Below are 22190 nucleotides of genomic sequence, written 5' to 3'. Positions count from 1 at the left end.
TCAGCGGACCTCGGCGGAGGACCAGAGCGACCCCGCACCGGTACCGACCAGGCGGAGCAGGGGCACGGCGACGAGGACGGCCGCCGCGAGGAACGCGACCGCCTGCAGTACGCCGGGGACCGCGTACACGACGGCGAGGACCTCCTGCGCGGTGGAGGGCGGCGGGACCGTCTGTGTCAGGACGGACACGACGAACCACAGCGCCGCGGCGATCGTCACGACCCAGCCGAGCACGCGCTGCGGTCCGCGCAGACCACGGACGGTCAGCACGCCGAACGCCACGAGCGCCGCCCGGGCGATCCAGTACAGCCCGTCGCCGATCGGCCCGGGGACGGCCCAGGCCAGGGCGAACGCGAGCACGGCGACCCCGAACGCGACGGCGCGGCGGTCCCGGGAACGCAGGGCGGCGACGAGCACGACCGCTCCGCAGACACCGGCGACGACCGTTCCGGCGAGCCGCAACGCCGGTGGGCCGAAGGCAAGGACCCCCCACGCGTCGCCGAGCCCCTCGGCACCGAAGACGAGCGCTGCGACAATGGCGGCCGCCGACGCGACCCGGACCCCCGTGGTGTTCCCCATGGCCACACGGTACGCCGGTGCGGGGGATAACCCCACCTCCGGTTCGGGAGGGGGCAGGATGGGGGATCGAGCCGGTGATCGCGAGGCTTGGTGTCATGACCGACACCGCCCGCCTCGACCAGGCCGAGACCGTCCCGCTGCACGACTCCGTCCCGCCAGGAGCCACCGAACCGATGCCCGCACAGCCGAACCAGACGCCCCCGACGTGGTCGTCGACGCCGCCCGCGAGCGGCCAGGGCCCGAGCGTCCCGCCGGCACACCCGACCGCGCCCGGCGGGTCCGGATCGGGCACGGGCATGACCGCCGGCGCGTTCTACCGCGAGGCGTGGAAGCGCCTGCCGCGCGACTTCGGCTACATGGCCCTGACGGCGGTGCTGCTCTGCACGCTCTACGCCGCGTTCCCCGCGGCGATCTTCGGCGGCGGCTTCCGCGACCTCTTCAACCCGTTCGTCCTGCTGATGTTCTTCATCGCGCTGTTCGTCGCGCGGTGGCTCGGACAGTTCGAGAAGCTCCGCATCGGGTGGGCCGACAACCGCCCGATCCGACCGGTCGACTGGACGCCCCGGTGGCAGCAGAACTGGTGGACGCGCACGGGCTCGGCCGTCGCCAACCCGCACTACTGGCTGTACCTGCTGCACGCGGCGGTCGTGTACCCGATCGCGGCGCTCTGCACGGTGGGCGCCGGGGCACTGCTCCTCGCCGGCTTCCTCTGGCCGATCGGGCTCGCCGGGGTCGCGTTCGTGAACGGCATGAGCGCGCAGTACTTCGGGTGGGACATGACGTCCGTCGTGGGCTTCGGATTCCTCGGACTCCTGTCGATGGCCGCCTCGGTGGTGCTCTTCCCGCTGTGGGCCCGCGGTTCCGTGATCGCGCACTTCTGGATCGACTTCGGTCTGCTCGGCGGGTTCCGTGCGGAGCAGCTCGAGCGTCGGGTCGCCGGGCTCCAGGCCTCCCGTGCCGGCGCCGTCACCGCCGAGGGCCAGGCACTCCGCCAGATCGAGCGCGACCTGCACGACGGCCCGCAGCAGCGACTCGTCCGCCTGCGCATGGACCTGTCCGCGGCCGAGCGTGCCTTCGACAAGGACCCGGCGAAGGCGAAGCAGCTCATCGGTGAGGCATCGACACACGCCCAGGACGCCCTCGACGAACTGCGTGCACTCTCCCGCGGGTTCGCACCGCCCATCCTGCTCGACCGCGGGCTCGTCGCCGCGCTCGAGGCCCTCGTCGCCCGGACCCCGATCCCCGTCGGCCTGGACGTCCGCCTGCCCGACGGGCTCGAGCTCGCGACCGAGATCCAGCGCAACGTGTACTTCACGGTGAGCGAGCTGCTGACGAACACCACGAAGCACGCCGGTGCCTCGACCGCCGGGGTGTACCTCGGACTCGTGGTCGACGCCTCCGGACTCTGGTACCTCACGGTCAGCGTCACCGACGACGGCCGCGGTGGGGCCCGCCCGCAGGAGGGGCACGGCATCGAGGGGCTGATGGGTCGGATGCGCGCCCTCGACGGCGAGCTGACGGTCTCGAGCCCCGAGGGCGGTCCGACCGAGGCGACGGCACGGATCCCGCTCGGCGCCCTGAACGGCGTGCCCACGACGCGCTCGTGAGCCCCCGGGAGCGTCCGCGCTCCCACTAGGCTGGTCGGCATGAGCGACGGCCCGGATGCAGCACGCATCCGGGCCGTCGTCGTCGACGACGCCGTGCTCCTGCGCGAAGGACTCTCGCGCGTGCTCGACGAAGCGGGCATCGACGTCATCGGGCAGTACGCCGACGCCGACTCCTTCCTCGCCACGCTCCCCGACGGTGCCCCCGACGTCGTGGTGATGGACGTGCGGATGCCACCGACCTTCACCGACGAGGGCGTCCGCGCCGCCGTCGAGACCCGGCGCCGGGCTCCGCGCACCGGCGTGCTCCTACTGTCCCAGTACGTCGAGGCCACCTACGCCGAGGACGTCCTCGCGGCGGGCGCGACCGGCATCGGCTACCTGCTCAAGGACCGCGTCACCCGGCTCGAGGAGATCGACGACGCCGTCCGCCGCATCGCCACCGGCGGCACCGTGCTCGACCCCGAGGTCGTCACCCAGCTCATGAGCCGCCGCCGTGACCCGCTCGCAGCGCTCACGCCGCGCGAGCGCGACGTCCTCGGGCTGATGGCCGAGGGCCGCACCAACGCCGCGATCGCCCGCGCGCTCGTGATCGGCACCGGCGCGGTCGAGAAGCACGTCTCGAGCATCTTCGGCAAGCTCGCGCTCGAGGACACGGGCGAGGACCACCGGCGGGTCCTCGCCGTGCTCGCCTACCTCGGGTGACGGCGCACCGGTGAACCGCGTCCCGGCGCCGCTCCTCGCCCTCGCGGCGATGGTGTCCGTGCAGCTCGGCGCCGCGATCGCGAAGACCCGGTTCGACGACGTCGGCTCGGTCGGCGCCGCCACACTGCGGCTCGTCATCGGGGCCGTCGTCCTCGCGCTCGTGGTCCGGCCGCGCGTCCGGCACTGGACCCGGCCGCAGTGGCTCGGTGCGATCGGCCTCGGGCTGGCGCTCGGCGGCATGAACGTCTTCATCTACGTGGCGTTCGCGAGCATCCCGATCGGGGTCGCGGTGACGATCGAGTTCCTCGGCCCGCTCGCCCTCTCCCTCGTGCACACCCGACGGTGGCGCGACGTGCTCTGGGCGGTGCTGGCGCTCGCCGGGGTCGTGCTGCTCGGGGTCGGTCCGGCGGCGGTGACCGCGGTCGGCGGTGTCGTGTTCGCCGTCCTCGCCGCGGTGTGCTGGGCGGGCTACATCGTCATGAACCGGCACGTGGGCGCCGCGATCCCCGGCGTGGACGGGCTCGCCGTGTCGATGCTCGTCGCGATGCTCGTGTCGCTGCCGTTCGGGCTCCGGTCGGCGGTCGACGGGGTCGTCCGTGAACCGGTGCTCCTCCTCGTGTTCGGCGGCGTCGCCGTGCTGTCGAGCGTCCTGCCCTACGCGCTCGAGATGCTCGCGCTCCGGCGGATGCCGACCCGTGTCTTCGGGGTCCTGCAGAGCCTCGGGCCGGCGATCGCGGCCCTCGCGGGCCTGCTGATCCTGCACGAAGCGCTCGCGCTGCTCGAGGTCGTCGCCCTCGCGTGCGTCACCGCCGCGAGCGTGGGCGTGACGCTGTCCGCGCGTCGTGGTCGGGGCGGTCGAACGGGAGGCGCGGATCCCGTTCCGTGAGTCCGGAACGTGTGCCGCGCCTCCGGAAAGACCGTCTACTCGTCGCGCAGGAAGTCCGCGTACGTGGGTTCCGTGTGTTCACCCGTCAGCAACGCCGGGTCGTTGACCCGTCGTTCGACGTAGGCCGCGATGACCTCGGGCGGGGTGAGCACGTGGGCGACCCAGGACGGCACCTCGCTCTTCTTCATGGTGCCTCCTCCCAGCGTCAGCACTCGGACCGAATGTCTCGATCAGTGAGTTACTTGCTGTACCGGTGTTCCGTAAACGATCCTCGCGATGTCGGGGGAAGTCAACGTGGTGCGTTCTGCGGACTGCGCCGCGCCGCGTCGGCACGCAGGGTGCGGTGCTTCACCGCGGACCGCCACACCCACGCGTTCGCCTGCTGCCCGAACTGCGCCCACTCGACGAGGACGGCGTCGCGGGTCCAGCTCTTCGCGAAGGCCTTCACGCGGACGTGGAACGTGGGGAACTGGATCCACGCCCAGACCGGCACGGGGGTGACGGCGTGGCAGACGTCCGGACCGCGGGCGTCCTCGGAGAGGGAGTAGGCGCGCGGACGCTCGACCTCCGGGTGTTCCGGGGGCTGCCACCGGTTCTCGCGACGCCGTCCCACGAGAGTATTCGAACGTGTGTTCGAACCGGCGTCAAGTCGGCCGCGCTGCCCGTGCGCACGCGGCGCCCGAGATCGGCGTGTCGACGGGGCCGGCGGGGCGGAGGGGTTAGGGGCGCACGCGGCCGGTCGACTCGCGCACGCTGAGCGTCAGCGACGGCCCCGGGCGCGACGGCAGCGGCGAGCCGGCGTCGATCTGCTCGCGCAGGAGCGTCGCCGCCCGCTGCCCGAGCTCGACCGTGTCACGCGTGAGCGAGGTGATCGACGGCCGCACGAGCCGGACCATCGCCGAGTCGTCGAACGACACGATCGAGACGTCACCCGGCACGCGCACGCCCATCTCGCTCGCCACGCCCAGCCCGGCGACCGCGAGCACGTCGTTGTCGTACACGATCGCGGTGGGGCGGACGCTCCGCGAGAGCAGGGACCTGGTCGCGCTCGCCCCGGCCTCGGCGGAGTAGTCGGTCGGGATCGACACGGCGTCCTCGAGCCCCTCGGTCGCGGTGAACTCGCGGAGGCGGTCGATCCGCATCGCCGTGTGCTCGAACTCCGGTCGTCCGGCCACGTGCGCGATCCGCCGGTGCCCGAGCGCGTGCAGGTACCGCAGCACGGTGTCGGTCGCGTCGGAGTCGTCGATCCAGACCGTCGGTGCCGCGGGCTCGGCCGAGGGGTGCGACCCGACGACGACGGTGGGCATCCCGAGCTCGGTGAGCAGCGTGAGCCGGTCGTCGTCGCGGCGGGGGTCGATCACGATCACGCCGTCGACCCGGTGTCCGCGCCACCAGTCCCGGTAGGTCTGGAGCTCCTCGGCGGCGTCCCGCGCGACGAGGAGGTTCATGCCGACGTGACTGCCGGCCAGCCCGAGCTGGATCCCCGAGATGAGGTCGCCGAAGAACGACTCGGTGCCGAGCGTCCGGGCCGGCCGGTTCAGCACGAAGCCGATCGACCCGGCCTTCGCACCACCCAGGGCGCGTGCGGCGGTGTGCGGCTGCCAGTCGAGTTCGCGGGCGATGGCCTGCACCCGCGCTCGGGTCTCGTCGGACACGCCGGGGCGGTCGTTGAGCGCGAACGAGACCGCGCTGATGGACACGCCGGCTCGTGCGGCGATGTCGGCGATCGTCGTGCGACGGTTCTGGGCCACGGGGTTGACTATAACGCTTTAGTCGGAAATCATCGCTCCATTCACACGGATCGGTGACGGGGACTGAACCGGTTCAGCACGACGCGCACCACGACGAAGGAGTCACGAGCGATGAAGAACACCACACGCAGGACGACGGGACGCGCCCTCGCGATCCTCGCCGGAGCGGCCGTCACGGCCCTCGCGCTGACCGCCTGCTCGAGCGGCAGCAGCGCCGGCAGCGGCGGCGGGAGCGGCAAGGTCGACGGATCGATCACCCTGCAGACCTGGGCGCTGACCCCGACCTACACGGACTACCTCAACGGCGTGATCAAGGACTTCGAGGCGAAGTACCCGGACGCGAAGGTGAAGCTCGTCGACCAGCCCGGCGACGGCTACGCCGACAAGGTCCTCAGCCAGGCGTCGTCGAACTCCCTGCCCGACGTGATCAACCTGCCGCCGGACATCGCCCTGCCCCTCGCCAAGCGCGGCTTCCTGCAGGACGTCGCGAAGGACGACTCGAAGCTCTCGAGCACCTACGTCAAGGGCGCGCTCGCCGCGTACAACTACAAGGGCGTCGACGGCACCTTCGGCTACCCGTGGTACCTCAACACGGACGTCGACTACTGGAACAAGACGATGTTCGAGCAGTGCGGCCTCGACCCGGCCAACCCGCCGAAGACGACGGACGAGCTCTTCGCGCAGGCCGAGACCATGCACCAGAAGTGCCCGGACGACTACCTGATGAGCCGCAAGCCCGGCCTGTCGGACTTCTCGCTCGCCGGCGTCAAGATCATCAACGACCAGGGCACGAAGTTCACCTTCGCGAACTCGTCGAAGGCGGCCGACCTCATCGCGAAGTACGCGAAGGCCTACAAGGAGGGCCTGATGCCCTCGTCCGTCCTGAACACCGACTACCTCGGCAACTCCACCCTGTTCACGCAGGGCAAGGTCGCCTGGACCACCGGTGGCGCCACCGCGATCAGCGACTTCGAGAAGAACAACCCCTCGCTCAAGGGCAACATCGTCGTGTCGTCGGCCCTCGACAACCCGCCGCTCTACGTGCAGGGCCTCAGCGTCAGCGCGAAGAGCAAGCACATCGCCACGGCCGAGGCGCTCGCCGCCTTCATGACGAACGCGAAGAACCAGGAGGCCTTCGCGCACCTGGTCAACATCTTCCCGTCGACCACCTCGTCGCAGTCCGACCCGTACTTCTCGAAGGACGACGGCACCGTCGAGGCCAAGGCCCGCGTGCTCGCCAACGACGCCCTGAAGACGGCGAAGAACCTCAACCCGGTCGAGGCGAACTCGGCGATGACCGACTTCCTCGACCAGCAGATCGCGCTGGCCATGAAGGGCGGCACGACGCCGAAGCAGGCGCTGCAGACCGCGCAGAGCAAGATGAACAGCCTGCTGGCGAACAGCTGATGCGCGCCAACCGCTGGTTCACGCCCTGGCTGCTCGTCCTGCCGGCGCTCGTCTGGTTGCTCGCGTTCAGTCTCTGGCCGTCGATCAACACCGTCCGGCTGTCGTTCACGAACGCCAGCCCGCTCGGGGGCGTGAGCCAGTGGGTGGGCCTCGAGAACTTCGAGACGCTGCTCGCCGACCCGCAGGTGTGGGAGGCGCTCCTCAACAGCGTCATCTACATGGCGGTGTGCCTGCCGCTGCTGACGGTGCTCCCGCTGCTCATGGCGGTGCTCGTCGAGCGGAAGCTCCCCGGCATCGCGTTCTTCCGGACCGCGTACTACACGCCGGTGATCGCCAGCGCCGTCGTCGTCGGGCTCATCTGGAACTGGATCCTCGACGACCGCGGGGTCATCAACGAGATGGCGCAGTCCCTCGGGATCGTGCAGAGCTCCATCCCGTTCCTCACCGACCGGTGGCTGCTCGTCTTCAGCGCGATCAGCCTGACGGTCTGGAAGGGCCTCGGGTACTACATGATCATCTTCCTGGCGGCCCTCGGGAACGTCGGCAAGGACCTGCACGAAGCCGCGGCCCTCGACGGCGCCGGCTCCGTCCGCCGGTTCTGGTCCGTGACCATGCCCGGCGTCCGGGGGACCATGACCCTCGTCGGCATCCTCGTGTGCGTGAGCGCGCTCCGGGTGTTCAGCGAGCTCTACATCCTCACCAACGGCACCGGCGGACCGGGCGGGCAGGACAACTCGCTCGTCATGCTCATCCAGCAGTACGCCCGCGGCTTCACCGGCAACCTCGGCTACGCGTCCGCCCTGAGCCTCCTGCTCTTCGTCGTGACGCTCATCCCGATGCTCGCCCTCGCCCGGATGAACAGCAAGGCGGACAAGTGACCAACACGACCTCGACCACCGAACCCGTCCTCGGGGGCGCCGCCGGCGCGGCCGCACCCGCGCCGGACGTGACCGGCGCGACCGACGGGAGCCGCGCCTCCCGACCGAACGGACGCAACGGGCGCAACGGACGCAACGGACGTAAGCGGCGCCGCGCCGCGTGGGGCGTCATGTCCACCCGCGAGAAGGTACTCCGCTACGTCCTGCTCGTCGTGGTGCTCTTCATCACGATCGGCCCGTTCCTCTGGCAGCTGTCGACCTCGCTCAAGGGCACGGGGGAGGACATCTACACGGCGAACCCGTCCTTCATCCCCACGCAGCCGACCTTCGGCAACTACCTGCGGGTGGGAGAGGCGATCCCCGTGTTCGGGTACATCGGCAACTCCCTCGTCGTCGCCGCGATCGACGTGCTCGGCAACATCGTGTTCGCGACCCTCGCGGGCTTCGCGCTCGCCCGGCTGCAGTGGCGCTTCCGCAAGGCCGTGCTCGGGCTCTTCCTGGCCACCCTGGTGCTCCCCGGCGAGGCGACGATCATCTCCCAGTTCGTCACCGTGAAGGACCTCGGCCTCGCCGACTCCCTCGTCGGCGTCGCCCTGCCCGGCATGATCGCGGCGCTCAACGTCCTGCTCATGTTCAACGCGTTCCGGCAGATCCCCGAGGAGATCGACCAGGCAGCCGTGATGGACGGCGCGAACGCCCTGCAGCGCCTCCGGTACATCTCGCTGCCCGCCGTGCAGGGGACCATCGCCGTCATCGCGATCTTCTCGTTCATCGGCGCGTGGGACGACTTCCTCTGGCCACTCATCGTGCTGCAGTCGCCGGACAAGCTGACGCTGACCGTCGGGCTGCAGTACCTGCAGGGCACGTTCGCGACCGACCAGCGCATGATCGCCGCAGGCACGATGATCGCGTTCATCCCGATCGCGGTGATCTTCGCGATCCTGCAGCGGTTCTTCTTCAAGGGCGTCGAAGAGGGCGGGGTGAAGGGCTGATGCGCTTCGGCGTCAACCACACCCCCTCGGTCGGCTGGTTCCACTCGTGGCTCGACTTCTCGCCGTCGGACACGGCGCGGGACATGGAGCAGATCGCGTCGCTCGGCGCGGACCACGTGCGGATCTTCCCGCTCTGGCCGGTCGTGCAGCCGAACCGGACGCTCATCCGGCAGTCGGCGCTCCGGGACGTCGCGACGGTCGTCGACATCGCGGGCTCGTTCGGGCTCGACGTCAACGTCGATGCGCTGCAGGGGCACCTGTCGAGCTTCGACTTCGTGCCCTCGTGGCTCGAGAGCTGGCACCGCCGGAACATGTTCACCGACCCCGACGTGGTCGCGTCGACGGCGGCCTACGTCGAGGCGCTCGCCGCGTCCGTCGCCGACAAACCGAACCTGCTCGGCATCACCATCGGCAACGAGGTGAACCAGTTCGCGCACGCGCCGCACCCGACGCCGCACGACATCACGGCGGAGCAGGGGCACGCGTGGGCGGCAGCGATGGTCGCGGCGGCGCGGGCCGGGCTGTCGAGTCCGGTCGGCCTGGAGGCGCGGCTCGGCTCGGCACCGCCCGCCCGCCCCGGCACCGGGTCGCGTCCACGGCCCCTGGTCACCGTCGCGCAGTACGACGCGGCCTGGTACGACGACGCCCAGCCGTTCGGCCCCGAACACGCGGCCGACCACGGCGACGCGACCGTCACGCACTCGTGGGTGTTCAACGGCTCGGCGACCCTGCACGGCGCACTCGGGGCCGGCTCGGTCCGCCACGGCGAGTACCTGCTGCAGCTCGCGAGCGCGTGGAACCGCGACCCCGAGCGCCCGAACTGGCTGCAGGAGGTGGGCGCCCCGACGAACGTGGTCGACCCCGCCGACGCCGCCGCGTTCACCGAGCAGACGATCCGGCACGTGCTCGACGCGCAGCACGTGCTCGGTGTCACGTGGTGGTGCTCGCACGACGTCTCGCGGTCGCTCGCGGACTTCCCGGAGCTCGAGTACGACCTCGGCCTCTTCACGAACGACGGTCGGCTGAAGCCGGCGGGGGAGGCCTTCGCCGCTCTCGCCCGCGAGCACGGCACCCGCGGCCGGGCCGACACGACCGGTGCCGTGTCCGGGCCGCCGGCCACCGCCCTCGTGCTGGACGACGTGCTCGCGGACGGCGCCGCACGTGGCGGGCTCCGGGCCGACTGCGCGCCGGGCGGCCGGTTCGCCGCGGCCTGGCTCGCCCTCGCCTCGACGGCCCCGGACGGACGCGGTCCCCAGGTGGTCCTGCGCTCGCGGGTCGACGACCACGCGCTGCTCGCCGCCCGGGGCATCACCCGGTGCGTCGACGTCCCCGAGGACACCCACACCGAGCTCCTGTCGGTGGCCCACCCGGCCACGATGGCCTGAGCCGCACACCCCGCACACCCCGCACACCCGCACGTCCAGCACCACCGCACGACAGGAAGGTCCCCATGCACGACGACATCCCCCTCACCACCGGCCGGGCGCGACGCGTCCTCGACGAACGCATCCTGCCGGCGGTGCACGCCACCGCGACGCCGCTCGACACCGCGTGGCACGAGCTGCCGGGGGAGCCGATCCCGCCCGCGGCCGGGCTCGCGCTCGAGTTCACGCCGTACGAGGTGGGCACGACGTGGGGTGCAGCATGGGGGACGACGTGGTTCCGGCTGACCGGGACCGTGCCGGACGAGTGGGCCGGCCGCCGTGTGGAGGCCGTTGTCGACCTCGGCTTCGACAAGAACATGCCCGGGTTCCAGTGCGAGGGACTCGTCTACCGCGCGGACGGCACGCCCGTGAAGTCGATCAACCCCCGGAACCAGTGGGTGCTCGTCGCGGAGGAGGCCGTCGGCGGCGAGACCGTCGAGCTCTTCGTCGAGGCGGCGTCGAACCCCGTCCTGCTCGACTACCACCCCTTCCTCCCGACGCACGAGGGCGACGTCCAGACCTCGTCGTCGACGCGCCTCTACACGAGTCGCCGGATGGACCTCGCCGTCTTCGAGTCCGAGGTGCACGAACTCGCGCTCGACATCGACGTCCTGCTCGAACTGCAGGCCGAGCTCCCGGAGGGACCGCGGCGGATGCGGATCCTGCAGGCCCTCGACGACGCCCTCGACCGGCTCGACCTGCAGCACATCGCCGCGACCGCCCCCGAGGCCCGAGCGGCCCTCGCGGACGTCCTCGCCGCGCCCGCCGAGGCCTCCGCCCACACGATCTCCGCCGTCGGGCACGCGCACATCGACTCCGCCTGGCTCTGGCCGGTCCGCGAGACGATCCGCAAGGTTGCCCGCACCACCTCGACGATGACCGAGCTCATCGACCAGACCGACGACTTCCTGTACGGCATGTCGAGCGCGCAGCAGTACGCGTGGATCAAGGAGCACCGGCCCGAGGTCTACGCCCGGGTCAAGGCCGCCGTGGCGGCCGGACGCTTCCTGCCGATCGGCGGCATGTGGGTCGAGTCCGACACCGTGATGCCGACGGGCGAGAGCATCGTCCGCCAGTTCTCGCAGGGGCAGCGGTTCTTCGAGCGCGAGTTCGGGATCCGGCCGAAGGGGGTCTGGCTGCCGGACAGCTTCGGGTACTCCCCGGCCCTGCCGCAGCTCATGCGTCGCGCGGGCTTCGAGTGGTTCTTCACGCAGAAGATCTCGTGGAACCAGGTGAACAAGTTCCCGCACCACACCTTCCTCTGGGAGGGCATCGACGGGTCGCGGGTGTTCTCGCACTTCCCGTCGATGGACACGTACAACTCGCGGCTGTCCGGCAGCGAGGTCGCGAAGGCCTCCCGGCAGTTCCGCGAGAACCGGCTCGCCTCGGGGTCGATCGCGCCGGTCGGCTGGGGCGACGGCGGCGGTGGCACGACCCGCGAGATGACCGGCACGGCGAAGCGCCTCGCCGACCTCGAGGGGAGTGCCAAGGTCCGATGGGAGCACCCGGACACGTTCTTCGACCGGGCGAAGTCCGAGCTGCCCGACCCGCCGGTGTGGGTGGGGGAGCTCTACCTCGAGCTGCACCGCGCGACCCTGACCAGCCAGCACGGCACGAAGCAGGGCAACCGCCGCTCCGAGCAGCTCCTCATCGAGGCCGAGCTCTGGGCCACGACCGCCGCATCCCGGACCGAGTTCGAGTACCCGTACGACGAGCTCGACGCGCTCTGGCAGCAGGTCCTGCTCCAGCAGTTCCACGACATCCTGCCGGGGACCTCGATCGCGTGGGTGCACCGCGAAGCGGTCGCGAAGTACGCCGAGACGGACCGCGCCCTGACCACGATCATCGACCAGGCGCTGTCGGCGCTCGCCGGTACCGGGGATGCGGCCGTCGTCGTGAACCCGGCCCCGTTCCTCCAGGCCGGCGCACCCGCGCAGGGCGCGGTCCTGGCGACCGACGTGCCGGAGCCGACCGCCGTGGCACTGACCGAGGAGGACGGCGGGTACGTGCTCGCCAACGACCTCGTCCGGGTCGTCGTCGACGCGCAGGGGCTCGTGACGAGTGCCGTCGACCGGGCGACCGGGCGCGAGGCGATCGCTCCGGGGCAGGCGGCGAACCTGCTGCAGCTGCACCAGGACTTCCCGAACATGTGGGACGCGTGGGACGTCGACCGCTACTACCGGAACCGGGTCGAGGACCTCGTGTCGGTCACCGGGCTGCACGGTTCGGTCGACGCTGACGGCGTCGCGCGCGTCGTCGTCGAGCGGGCGTTCGGCGACTCGACGGTCCGGCAGGAGCTCGTGCTCGCGCCGGACTCCCGCACCCTCGAGTTCGACCAGACGACCGACTGGCACGAGACCGAGAAGTTCCTCAAGGTCGCGTTCCCGCTCGACGTCCGCGCCGAGCACACCGTCGCCGAGACGCAGTTCGGGGCGCAGAAGCGGGTGACGCACACGAACACCTCGTGGGAGGCCGCGAAGTTCGAGACCTCGATGCACCGCTACGTGCTCGTGTCCGAGCCGGGCTTCGGCGTCGCCCTGGTGAACGACTCGATCCACGGGTTCGACACCACGCGCGACTCCGTCGACGGGCACGTGACCACCACCGTGCGGCTCTCACTGCTGCGGGCACCGCGGTTCCCCGACCCCGAGACCGACCAGGGCGTGCAGACGCACCGGTACGGGTTCGTCATCGGCACCGACCAGCTCGGGGCGACGGCGGCCGGCCTGGTCATGAACGCCGCTGCGCGGGTGACCACCGGTGGGCACGGGTTCGACCCGCTCGTGCAGGTCTCCGGGGACGTCGTGCTGTCGAGCGTCAAGCTCGCCGACGACCGGTCCGGCGACCTGGTCGTGCGGGTGTACGAGCCGTCCGGGCGGAGGGGGACCGGCGGGATCGTGGTCGACGGCCCGTTCGGTCCGGGGGCGGAGGTCACCTTGCTCGAAGAGCCACTGGCCTCGGCCGGGACCGTCGACGCGTCCTCGTTCGCCGTCGACGCCTACGAGGTCCGCACCTTCCGCTTCCCACACAACTGAACGACCGACCCATTCAAGGAGGAATGTGATGAAGAAGACGATCAAGTTCGGCATCGTGGCGGCCATCGCCGCGATGGTGGCGGCACCACTCGTGCCGTCTGCAGCGTCGGCTGACCCGGCGCGAGCGACCGCGTCTGCGACCAGCGCGACGAAGTCCGGGCCCACGAGCATCGCGTACGTGGAGGTCAACAACGACCAGCTCGCGAACGTCGGCCGTTACCAGCTGGCGAACGGGGCGAACGCGTTCGACGTGGCGATCATCTTCGCCGCGAACATCAACTGGAACGGCTCGAAGGCCGTTCTGTACAACAACGACAAGGTGCAGGCGACGCTCGACGCCGCGGCGACGCAGATCAAGCCGCTGCAGGCCAAGGGCATCAAGGTCTCGCTGTCGATCCTCGGCAACCACCAGGGCGCCGGGATCGCCCACTTCCCGACCCAGGCAGCCGCCGCGGACTTCGCGTCCCAGGTCACCGCCACGGTCACGAAGTACGGCCTCGACGGGGTCGACCTCGACGACGAGTACTCGGACTACGGCACGAACGGCACGCCGCAGCCGAACCAGCAGTCGATCGGCTGGCTCATCACCGCGCTCCGTGCCCAGATGCCCGGCAAGCTCATCTCGTTCTACGACATCGGCCCGGCGTCCTCGTCGCTCTCGTCGTCGAGCAGCACCATCGGCTCGAAGCTCGACTACGCCTGGAACCCGTACTACGGCACCTACTCGGCGCCGTCGATCCCGGGCCTCGGGAAGGCGAAGCTGTCCGCCGCCGCGGTCGACATCCAGAACACGGCGCAGTCCACCGCGGTGTCGCTCGCACAGCGCACGAAGGCCGACGGGTACGGCGTCTTCATGACGTACAACCTGCCGGACGGTGACGTCTCGTCGTACGTGTCGTCGATGACGCAGGTGCTCTACGGGCAGGCCGCGACGTACCACTGACGTCGCGTCCGGTGCGGCGGCTCGCGCCCCGCGTCTCCTCGGCACGGTCCAGGAGGCGCGGGGCGCGTCCGTCCCGTCCCTCGCCTCCCGTCGCTGGAGCAGGATTCGCGCGTGCGCGTTGACCGTTCTGGTTCGCAGAACCCGGGGATCGTGAACCGGAACGGTCACGAACGCGGCAGAACCCGCCCGTCCGCGTGCGGTGCGCCGTACGATCGCGACGTGGAGCTCCAGTTCACCGGCGAGGTCATCGAGTGGCGCGGCCCGGCGCCGTTCTTCTACGCCGTCGTGCCGCCGGACGCCGCCGAGGTGATCCACGACCTCGCTCCGATGCTCACCTACGGCTGGGGCGTGATCCCCGCCCGCGTGACGATCGGGTCGGTGACCTGGACGACCTCGCTCTTCCCGAGGGACGGCGGGTACCTCGTGCCCCTCCGGGCCGCGGAACGTCGTCGCGCGGGTGTCGAGCTGGGCGACGAACCGGCGATCACCCTCGAGCTCGCAGGTCCCTGAGGTCCGCGGACGGTGGTCGTGCCGGCCGGGTCACCAGCGCCGACGGAGCTCGGCCGCGACCAGGTCGGTCGTCGTGCTCGTGATCGCCGGGGCCCGCTCACCGAGCGCGCGACGGAGAGCGCGTTCGCGGGCCGTGACGGCTCGGAGGGCACGGCGTTCGGCGTGTCGAAGGCTCCAGCGGACGAGCGCGGTGCCGAGTCGGTTGGTCAGGACCTCGACCGGCGAGATCGGCGGGACCGGGAGCGTGCGGGGCTGGTAGATGGTCACGGTGTCGGCTCCTCGTCGATGATCGGGACGCTGCGGACCTGGGCGAACACACGACGGACGCCCTCGGGCAGATCGGCGGCCTGCCCGCGGATGGCGCGGTACCGCTCGATGACGGCCTCGAACTCCCGCCACATCGCGCCGTACTCGTCGGGAGTGAGCGCGACGTAGGTCGACGACCCCGAGACGCCACGCCAGTCGGCCGGGACGGTGTCGGGGTCACGGGTGGTCCACTCGCGCACCAGGTCGTTCTCGGCGTCCATCACGGCGAGGCTCGCGAGCTGCGTCGCCGTCTGCTGCGCGGGGGAGGCCGGGCCCTCGTCGGGGCTGCCGATGCTGATCCGACCGGCGGTGCGTTCCCACCAGCGCTCGCGGGCGTTGCCGCGGTCGGGGAGCTCGTGGACGAACCCGTGGCGCTCGAGCTGCCGGAGGTGGTAGCTCGTCGAGCCGCTCGACTCGCCCAGCTTCGCGCCGAGCGACGTCGCGGTCGAGGGGCCGTTCTGGGAGAGCAGGTCGAGCAGGCGCGCCCGGAGCGGGTGCGCCAGTGCCTTGAGGGCGGCGACGTCGAGGATGCGGGTCTCGTCGGTCATGACTCGACCGTACACCGCAAAGAGATGTTTGCAAACAGTTCTTTGCAAACATTTCCTTGCAGTCGGTTGACCGCACACCGATCGACGGCCCGGAAGGGCCGCGAGCGAGGAGTGGAGGGGATGACGGGAATCGAACCCGCGTGGCCAGTTTGGAAGACTGGGGCTCTACCATTGAGCTACATCCCCGCGCCTGCGCACCAGGCGCAGCCCGACCATCGTAGCGGACGAACGAGCACCGACATGTCACCACGTACCGTGTCGTCCCGGGTCGTGCTCCCGCCGAGCGACCGGGATGCCCGGCGGATCAAGCGCTCGCGGGTGCTCTCCTACGTGCTGGTCGTCCTCGCCGCGACCGTCCTCTCGTTGCGGCCGGAGCTGTTCGGGGACCCGCAGGCCCAGCCCGCGCACGCGCTCCTGCACGCGTGGCGCATCGTCGCCGGCATCCTGCTCGCGGTGGCCGCGCTCGGCGTGCAGGTCGTCGTCGGCGTGCGGTGGCGGACGGGCCTGCGACGCGCCGCCGACGACGGCTCCGAACCTGCCGGGAACCGCGCGCCCGGGGACCGCTAGACTCATCGGCGTCGCATGCGCCCCACCGGCGTGCGCGGACACCCCTGGCCCAGTCAAACGGGGCGTAGCTCAGCTTGGTAGAGCGCCCGCTTTGGGAGCGGGAGGTCGCAGGTTCAAATCCTGTCGCCCCGACCAGGACCACACGAACGTCAACCAACAGGAGAACATCCCTTGGCCACCAGCACCGTCGACAAGGTGAGCGACACCCGCGTCAAGCTCACCGTGAACGTGACGCCGGAAGATCTCAAGCCGAGCATCGACCACGCGTACAAGCACATCGCCGAGCAGATCAACATCCCCGGCTTCCGCAAGGGCAAGGTCCCGCCGGCGATCGTCGACCAGCGCGTCGGCCGCGGCGAGGTCCTGAACCACGCCGTCGGCGACGCCATCGACAACTTCTACCGCCAGGCGGTGGAGGAGCAGGAGCTGCGCATCCTCGGTCGCGCCGAGGCCGACGTCGCCGAGCTCCCGAACGTCAAGGACTTCACGGGCGACCTCGTCCTCACCTTCGAGGTGGACGTCCGCCCCGAGTTCGACCTGCCGGAGTACGACAAGTACGAGCTCACCGTCGACGCGGTCGAGGTCTCGGACGACGAGATCGAAGAGGAGCTGCAGAACCTGCGCACCCGCTTCGGCACGCTCGTCACGGTCGACCGCCCGGCGACCACGGGTGACTTCGCCCAGATCGACCTCACCGCCACCATCGGCGACGACGAGGTCGACTCGGCCACCGGCGTCTCCTACGAGATCGGCTCCGGCGACCTGCTCGAGGGCATCGACGAGGCGCTCGAGTCCCTCACCGCCGGCGAGTCCACCACCTTCGAGTCCAAGCTCGTCGGTGGCGACCGCGAAGGCGAGATCGCCCAGATCGCCGTGACCGTCACCGCCGTCAAGGAGCGCGAGCTCCCCGAGGCCGACGACGAGTTCGCGCAGATCGCCAGCCAGTTCGACACGATCGACGAGCTCAAGGCGGACCTCAAGGAGCAGATCGCGAAGTCCAAGACCTTCGGTCAGGGCGCCGCGGCTCGCGACAAGCTCGTCGAGAAGCTCATCGAGGACGTCAACATCCCGATCTCGGAGCAGCTCATCGAGGACGAGGTGCACCGCCACCTCGAGCAGGAGAACCGCCTCGAGGACGACGAGCACCGCAAGGAGGTCTCCGAGTCCAGCGAGAAGGCCTTCCGCTCGCAGATCCTCCTCGACTCGATCGCCGAGAAGGAAGAGATCCAGGTCTCGCAGGAAGAGCTCACGCAGTACCTCATCCAGGCCGCTGCGCAGTACGGCATGGAGCCGGGCGAGTTCATCAAGGTCATCGACCAGAACGGGCAGATCCCGGGCATGGTCGGCGAGGTCGCGCGCTCCAAGGCCGTCGCGACCGTCCTCTCCAAGGTGACCGTCAAGGACACCAACGGTGACGACGTCGACCTCTCCGCCTTCACGGCGGGGGTCGCGCAGACGCCTGCGGAGGACGCCGAGTAACGATCTCGACGCCACCAGCACGACGGACGGGAGGCGCGGTGCCAGCTGGCACCGCGCCTCCCGTCCCGTATTTCGGCACCACCGCATTGCCGACAGCGAACAGACGAGAAGTGGTGCGTTGCACCCGATAAGTTCGACAACAAGCGACAACTGAACGGGAGCTTTTCCATGGCCGAAGCGACACTGAACCCCAGTGTTTTTGACCGCCTTCTGAGAGACCGGATCGTGTGGCTCGGCTCCGAGGTCCGCGACGACAACTCGAACGAGATCGCAGCCAAGCTGCTGATGCTCGCCGCCGAGGACCCTGAGAAGGACATCTACCTCTACATCAACTCGCCCGGTGGCTCGATCACCGCCGGTATGGCGATCTACGACACGATGCAGTTCGTGCCGAACGACATCGTCACGGTGGGCATCGGCCTCGCCGCCTCGATGGGGCAGTTCCTGCTCTCGTCGGGCACCCCGGGCAAGCGCTACATCACCCCGAACGCGCGCGTGCTCCTGCACCAGCCGTCGGGTGGGTTCGGCGGTACGGCCGCCGACATCCAGACGCAGGCGAAGGTCATCCTCGACATGAAGCAGCGGATGGCCGAGCTCACGGCGGAGCAGACCGGCAAGTCGATCGAGCAGATCCTCAAGGACAACGACCGCGACAACTGGTTCACGGCGCAGGAAGCCCTCGAGTACGGCTTCGTCGACCACCTCCGTGCATCGTCGACCGAGGTCATCGGCGGTGGTGGCACCGTCGGCGACGGCGAGACCCCCACCGACGCGGCCGAGCCCGACGCCCAGTCCTGACCCCACCCACCGAAGAAAAGGAAACGAGAATGCATCTCCCCATGCTCGGTGGCGCGCAGAACGTCCCGGCCCCCACTGATCGGTACATCCTGCCGAGCTTCGAAGAGCGCACGGCCTACGGCTACAAGCGGCAGGACCCGTACGCGAAGCTGTTCGAGGACCGCATCGTGTTCCTCGGCGTCCAGGTCGACGACGCGTCGGCCGACGACGTCATGGCCCAGCTGCTCGTGCTCGAGTCGATGGACCCGGACCGCGACATCGTGATGTACATCAACTCGCCCGGTGGCTCGTTCACCGCGATGACGGCGATCTACGACACGATGCAGTACATCCGTCCGCAGATCCAGACGGTCTGCCTCGGTCAGGCTGCCTCGGCGGCGTCGGTGCTCCTCGCTGCCGGTACCCCCGGCAAGCGTCTGGCGCTCCCGAACGCCCGCGTGCTCATCCACCAGCCGGCGGTCCAGCAGGGCGGCGGTCAGGCCTCCGACATCGAGATCCAGGCAGCGGAGATCCTCCGCATGCGCACCTGGCTCGAGGAGACCCTGTCGAAGCACTCGAACCGCACGCCGGAGCAGGTCAACAACGACATCGAGCGCGACAAGATCATGTCCGCCGAAGAGGCGCTCGAGTACGGCCTGATCGACCAGGTCCTCACGAGCCGCAAGAACCTGCCGGCGCTCGTCAAGTAGTACCGGCGACCCGCACGACGAAGGCCCCGCACCGATCGGTGCGGGGCCTTCGTCGTGCGATGGGGTCAGTCGTCGGTGGGGTCGTCGTCGGCCGCGGGGGCGGGGCGACGACGCAGGAGCAGCAGGAGCGCGACGACGAGCCCGACGAGCACGACGCCGCCGGCACCGATCCAGAGGGCGTCGGACGTCGTGGAGTCGGTGTCGCCCGAGGCGGTGCCCGTGGTGTCGGCACTGGCACTCGCCGCACTGCCGGCCGTGGCGCAGACGGGCGGGGTGGACGAGCCCTTCGACGGGGTGAACCCGGCGGGGGCGTCCCACGCGAAGCGGTACTCGTCCGACACGGTGTGCCCGTCGGCGGAGACGATCTGCCACTCGACGGTGTACTTCCCCGAGGCGCCGAGTGCGGCCGTCGTGGTCATCGAGGGGCCGTCCACGTCGAGGCAGCCGTCCTCGTAGTACTTCCCGTCGGGGCCGACGATCCGGTAGGCGAAGCCCGAGTTCGTGTCGTCGATGTCGAGCAGCTTGTCGTTCGTCGTGATCTCGAAGGCCTTCGGCAGCGCGGTCAGCGTGCCGTCGACCTTCGGGGTCGAGGCGATCATGTAGTTGTGCGCGCTGGCGGGGCCGGCCAGGCCGAGGACCGCACCGCCTGCGATGGCGAGGGTGGCGGCGACACCGGCACCGCGCCTCCAGGCCCGCCGGAGGCGCGGTGACCGCTCCGTCGACGTGACGCGGTCCGTCGTCGTGACGCGCCTCGTCGAGGTGTCGCGCTCCGTCACTTGGAGGCGCTCCGACGGCGGGTGCCGGCGACGGCGACGACCAGGGCGGCTGCTCCGAGCACCAGGCCGCCGAGGCCGAGGAAGCGTCCGACGAGGTCGGGGTCGGCGGGCGTGGACTCCGCTGCCGCTGCGGCCGTGGGGGTGGCGGCGACGGGGTCACCGTCGTCGTCGGTGGCCTCGGCCGCGGTCAGCGTGATCGAGGGCGCGGGGTGCTCGGGCTCGGCTTCTCCGGCCTTCTGCTCCTGGTTCCACTCGACCGAGCCCTTCTCGCAGGTCTGCAGGGCCGGGAACTCGACGAGGTCGCCGGGCTTGCCGTCCGGGAGCGAGAAGGACAGCGCGAAGGTGTCGCGCTCGTCGGCGGGGAGCGGGGTCTTCGCCGTGTAGGTGACGCTCGTGACGCGTTCGCCCGCGTCCTCGGCGGACTCGTCGTCCGCAGAGGCCGACGGGCTCGTGTACGGCGCCGTGGCCTTCGTGATCGTCCAGTTCGGGTTGACGGTCGGCGTGACCTCGATGACGGACTCCGGCACCTGGAACTCGATCTTCGTCGTGGGGGAGCCGTCGCAGCCGTGCGGGACCGAGAAGGTGGCCGTCGTGTACGAGTTCGCCGCGGTCGAGGTGGCCGTCGCCGAGACGTGGGCGCTGGCGACACCCGCGGTGCCGAGGACGATCGCAGCGGTGACGCCGAGGGTCGCGGTGCCGACGACGGCGAGGCGCTTGGACATGGGGTTCCTTCCGGGACTGCGGGTCCTCCGACCCGCGACTGCGGCTTCTACAACTTGTAGAGAAGTCGTGGACACGGTAGCAGGATCGAACGCCCTGGGCGAACGCGCCGGGCGAAACCGGCTCGGCGTCGCGGTCGGTGTCACCGGTTGCGATTAGGCTCGGTACGAGTCGGGCAGGTCGTCGACCTGCATCGGTCTACCAAGGAGGGCACCGACATGGCACGCATCGGAGAGAGCGCTGACCTGCTCAAGTGCTCCTTCTGCGGCAAGAGCCAGAAGCAGGTCCAGCAGCTGATCGCCGGTCCCGGGGTGTACATCTGCGACGAGTGCGTCGAGTTGTGCAACGAGATCATCGAAGAGCGGCTGGCCGAAGCCGGCGAGGACACCGCCAGCGGTGACTTCGAGCTCCCCAAGCCGCGCGAGATCTTCGACTTCCTGCAGGAGTACGTCATCGGGCAGGACCCGGCGAAGCGCTCCCTCGCAGTGGCGGTCTACAACCACTACAAGCGCATCCGCGCGCAGGGGCAGATCACCGCAGCCGAAGACCGCGACGACATCGAGATCGCGAAGTCGAACATCCTGCTCATCGGGCCGACCGGCTGCGGCAAGACCTACCTCGCGCAGACCCTCGCGAAGCGGCTCAACGTGCCCTTCGCCGTCGCGGACGCCACTGCCCTGACCGAGGCCGGGTACGTCGGCGAAGACGTCGAGAACATCCTGCTCAAGCTCATCCAGGCAGCCGACTACGACGTGAAGCGTGCCGAGACCGGCATCATCTACATCGACGAGGTCGACAAGATCGCCCGCAAGGCCGAGAACCCGTCGATCACGCGCGATGTCTCGGGCGAAGGCGTGCAGCAGGCGCTCCTCAAGATCCTCGAGGGCACGGTCGCCTCGGTCCCGCCGCAGGGCGGTCGGAAGCACCCGCACCAGGAGTTCATCCAGATCGACACGACGAACGTGCTGTTCATCGTGGCGGGGGCGTTCGCCGGGCTCGAGGACATCGTCTCGTCGCGCGTCGGCAAGCGGGGCATCGGCTTCGGTGCACCCTTGCACAGCCCGCTCGACCAGCAGGACCTCTACGCCGACGTCCTGCCGGAAGACCTGCACAAGTTCGGGCTCATCCCGGAGTTCATCGGGCGTCTCCCCGTCGTGACCACGGTGTCGCAGCTCGACCAGTCGGCGCTCATGCAGATCCTGACCGAGCCGAAGAACGCGCTCGTGAAGCAGTACCAGCGGATGTTCCAGATCGACGGGGTGGAGCTCGAGTTCGATCGGGGTGCGCTCGAGGCGATCGCGGACCTCGCGGTACTGCGGCAGACGGGTGCTCGTGGGCTCCGGGCGATCCTCGAAGAGGTGCTCGGGCCGGTGATGTTCGACGTGCCGTCGGACGACGATGTCGCACGCGTCGTGATCACCCGCGAGTCGGTGCTCGAGAACGCTGCGCCGACGATCGTCCCGCGGCCGAGGGCGAAGCGCGTCGAGAAGTCCGCGTAGCGGGGCGCGCGCGGCGCGCGCTTGCGCGCCGCGCGCCAGCTGGCGGCTCGCGCGGCGGCTGGGCGGGCCGGGCGCACGTCGAACCACGTTTCCG

The 22190-nt window shown here is 70.2% G+C and carries 23 protein-coding genes and 2 tRNA genes; 16 read left to right on the top strand and 9 right to left on the bottom strand.

What is annotated here, in order from left to right; genetic code table 11:
* On the bottom strand, positions 1 to 579 hold the full coding sequence (locus BIV03_RS12195) for a hypothetical protein (protein ID WP_071295899.1): 579 nt from the start codon (positions 577 to 579) through the stop codon (positions 1 to 3).
* A 95-nt stretch (positions 580 to 674) separates the two neighbouring features.
* On the opposite strand from BIV03_RS12195, the gene BIV03_RS12190 reads away from it, so the two are divergent.
* The 3 genes from BIV03_RS12190 to BIV03_RS12180 are packed head-to-tail and all read left to right on the top strand — an operon-like array spanning position 675 to position 3774.
* Positions 675 to 2186: a sensor histidine kinase gene (locus BIV03_RS12190; protein ID WP_071295898.1), complete on the top strand. Its 1512-nt coding sequence runs from the start codon at positions 675 to 677 to the stop codon at positions 2184 to 2186.
* Between the two features lie 39 nt (positions 2187 to 2225).
* Positions 2226 to 2888, top strand: coding sequence for a response regulator transcription factor (locus tag BIV03_RS12185; RefSeq protein ID WP_071295897.1), 663 nt, complete (start codon positions 2226 to 2228; stop codon positions 2886 to 2888).
* Positions 2889 to 2898: 10 nt separating this feature from the next.
* Complete coding sequence (locus tag BIV03_RS12180; protein WP_083403403.1) at positions 2899 to 3774, top strand: DMT family transporter; 876 nt, start codon at positions 2899 to 2901, stop codon at positions 3772 to 3774.
* Positions 3775 to 3809: 35 nt separating this feature from the next.
* On the opposite strand, the gene BIV03_RS19655 is transcribed toward BIV03_RS12180, so the two are convergent.
* The 3 genes from BIV03_RS19655 to BIV03_RS12170 all read right to left on the bottom strand — a co-directional run bounded on the left by BIV03_RS19655 (position 3810) and on the right by BIV03_RS12170 (position 5525).
* The gene (locus BIV03_RS19655; RefSeq protein WP_156794738.1) at positions 3810 to 3962 is read right to left on the bottom strand and encodes a hypothetical protein; all 153 of its coding nucleotides are present in this window, start codon (positions 3960 to 3962) and stop codon (positions 3810 to 3812) included.
* A 101-nt stretch (positions 3963 to 4063) separates the two neighbouring features.
* Complete coding sequence (locus BIV03_RS12175; protein WP_070416587.1) at positions 4064 to 4387, bottom strand: hypothetical protein; 324 nt, start codon at positions 4385 to 4387, stop codon at positions 4064 to 4066.
* Between the two features lie 106 nt (positions 4388 to 4493).
* The gene (locus tag BIV03_RS12170) at positions 4494 to 5525 is read right to left on the bottom strand and encodes a LacI family DNA-binding transcriptional regulator (RefSeq protein ID WP_083403402.1); all 1032 of its coding nucleotides are present in this window, start codon (positions 5523 to 5525) and stop codon (positions 4494 to 4496) included.
* A 111-nt stretch (positions 5526 to 5636) separates the two neighbouring features.
* On the opposite strand from BIV03_RS12170, the gene BIV03_RS12165 reads away from it, so the two are divergent.
* The 7 genes from BIV03_RS12165 (at position 5637) to BIV03_RS12135 (ending at position 14714) form a co-directional block, all read left to right on the top strand.
* Complete coding sequence (locus BIV03_RS12165) at positions 5637 to 6932, top strand: sugar ABC transporter substrate-binding protein (protein ID WP_071295895.1); 1296 nt, start codon at positions 5637 to 5639, stop codon at positions 6930 to 6932.
* Positions 6932 to 7810: a carbohydrate ABC transporter permease gene (locus BIV03_RS12160; RefSeq protein WP_071295894.1), complete on the top strand. Its 879-nt coding sequence runs from the start codon at positions 6932 to 6934 to the stop codon at positions 7808 to 7810. The genes BIV03_RS12165 and BIV03_RS12160 overlap by 1 nt, the downstream gene beginning before the upstream one ends.
* Positions 7807 to 8802, top strand: a complete 996-nt coding sequence (locus tag BIV03_RS12155) for a carbohydrate ABC transporter permease (protein WP_217637382.1) — start codon at positions 7807 to 7809, stop codon at positions 8800 to 8802. The genes BIV03_RS12160 and BIV03_RS12155 overlap by 4 nt, the downstream gene beginning before the upstream one ends.
* A complete protein-coding gene (locus BIV03_RS12150) occupies positions 8802 to 10187 on the top strand; it encodes a cellulase family glycosylhydrolase (RefSeq protein ID WP_071295893.1) in 1386 nt (461 codons plus the stop codon). Before BIV03_RS12155 ends, BIV03_RS12150 begins: the two co-directional genes overlap by 1 nt.
* A gap of 65 nt (positions 10188 to 10252) precedes the next feature.
* Complete coding sequence (locus BIV03_RS12145; RefSeq protein ID WP_071295892.1) at positions 10253 to 13261, top strand: glycoside hydrolase family 38 C-terminal domain-containing protein; 3009 nt, start codon at positions 10253 to 10255, stop codon at positions 13259 to 13261.
* A 28-nt stretch (positions 13262 to 13289) separates the two neighbouring features.
* A complete protein-coding gene (locus tag BIV03_RS12140; RefSeq protein WP_071295891.1) occupies positions 13290 to 14204 on the top strand; it encodes an endo-beta-N-acetylglucosaminidase H in 915 nt (304 codons plus the stop codon).
* Between the two features lie 219 nt (positions 14205 to 14423).
* Positions 14424 to 14714: a DUF1905 domain-containing protein gene (locus tag BIV03_RS12135; RefSeq protein ID WP_071295890.1), complete on the top strand. Its 291-nt coding sequence runs from the start codon at positions 14424 to 14426 to the stop codon at positions 14712 to 14714.
* Positions 14715 to 14744: 30 nt separating this feature from the next.
* On the opposite strand, the gene BIV03_RS12130 is transcribed toward BIV03_RS12135, so the two are convergent.
* The 3 genes from BIV03_RS12130 to BIV03_RS12120 form a co-directional block, all read right to left on the bottom strand.
* On the bottom strand, positions 14745 to 14981 hold the full coding sequence (locus BIV03_RS12130) for a hypothetical protein (RefSeq protein WP_071295889.1): 237 nt from the start codon (positions 14979 to 14981) through the stop codon (positions 14745 to 14747).
* Positions 14978 to 15568: a transcriptional regulator gene (locus BIV03_RS12125; protein WP_071295888.1), complete on the bottom strand. Its 591-nt coding sequence runs from the start codon at positions 15566 to 15568 to the stop codon at positions 14978 to 14980. Before BIV03_RS12125 ends, BIV03_RS12130 begins: the two co-directional genes overlap by 4 nt.
* A 112-nt stretch (positions 15569 to 15680) precedes the next feature.
* A tRNA-Gly gene (locus tag BIV03_RS12120) sits at positions 15681 to 15754 on the bottom strand.
* Between the two features lie 54 nt (positions 15755 to 15808).
* Between BIV03_RS12120 and BIV03_RS12115 the strand changes: the two genes are divergently transcribed.
* The 5 genes from BIV03_RS12115 to BIV03_RS12095 all read left to right on the top strand — a co-directional run bounded on the left by BIV03_RS12115 (position 15809) and on the right by BIV03_RS12095 (position 19101).
* Positions 15809 to 16135: a hypothetical protein gene (locus tag BIV03_RS12115; protein WP_139201957.1), complete on the top strand. Its 327-nt coding sequence runs from the start codon at positions 15809 to 15811 to the stop codon at positions 16133 to 16135.
* A gap of 58 nt (positions 16136 to 16193) precedes the next feature.
* Positions 16194 to 16270: transfer RNA gene (locus tag BIV03_RS12110), tRNA-Pro, on the top strand.
* Positions 16271 to 16306: 36 nt separating this feature from the next.
* Entirely contained in the window at positions 16307 to 17614 is a 1308-nt protein-coding gene (tig, locus tag BIV03_RS12105; protein ID WP_070416574.1) for a trigger factor, read from the top strand.
* Positions 17615 to 17782: 168 nt separating this feature from the next.
* On the top strand, positions 17783 to 18412 hold the full coding sequence (locus BIV03_RS12100) for an ATP-dependent Clp protease proteolytic subunit (RefSeq protein WP_070416573.1): 630 nt from the start codon (positions 17783 to 17785) through the stop codon (positions 18410 to 18412).
* Positions 18413 to 18441: 29 nt separating this feature from the next.
* Positions 18442 to 19101, top strand: coding sequence for an ATP-dependent Clp protease proteolytic subunit (locus BIV03_RS12095; protein ID WP_070416572.1), 660 nt, complete (start codon positions 18442 to 18444; stop codon positions 19099 to 19101).
* 65 nt (positions 19102 to 19166) lie between these two features.
* Here BIV03_RS12095 and BIV03_RS12090 read toward each other — a convergent pair whose 3' ends face one another.
* Together BIV03_RS12090 and BIV03_RS12085 are read right to left on the bottom strand one after the other, a co-directional pair.
* Positions 19167 to 19877, bottom strand: coding sequence for a copper resistance protein CopC (locus BIV03_RS12090; protein WP_083403401.1), 711 nt, complete (start codon positions 19875 to 19877; stop codon positions 19167 to 19169).
* On the bottom strand, positions 19874 to 20599 hold the full coding sequence (locus BIV03_RS12085) for a YcnI family protein (RefSeq protein WP_070416571.1): 726 nt from the start codon (positions 20597 to 20599) through the stop codon (positions 19874 to 19876). Before BIV03_RS12085 ends, BIV03_RS12090 begins: the two co-directional genes overlap by 4 nt.
* 216 nt (positions 20600 to 20815) lie before the next feature.
* Here BIV03_RS12085 and clpX point away from each other — a divergent pair, with 216 nt between their 5' ends.
* Entirely contained in the window at positions 20816 to 22096 is a 1281-nt protein-coding gene (gene clpX / locus BIV03_RS12080; RefSeq protein ID WP_022907244.1) for an ATP-dependent Clp protease ATP-binding subunit ClpX, read from the top strand.
* Positions 22097 to 22190 lie beyond the last annotated feature (94 nt).

This window comes from Curtobacterium sp. MCBA15_016 (assembly GCF_001865105.1).
Taxonomy (GTDB): domain Bacteria; phylum Actinomycetota; class Actinomycetes; order Actinomycetales; family Microbacteriaceae; genus Curtobacterium.
This window is presented reverse-complemented; position numbering and strand designations above follow the sequence as displayed.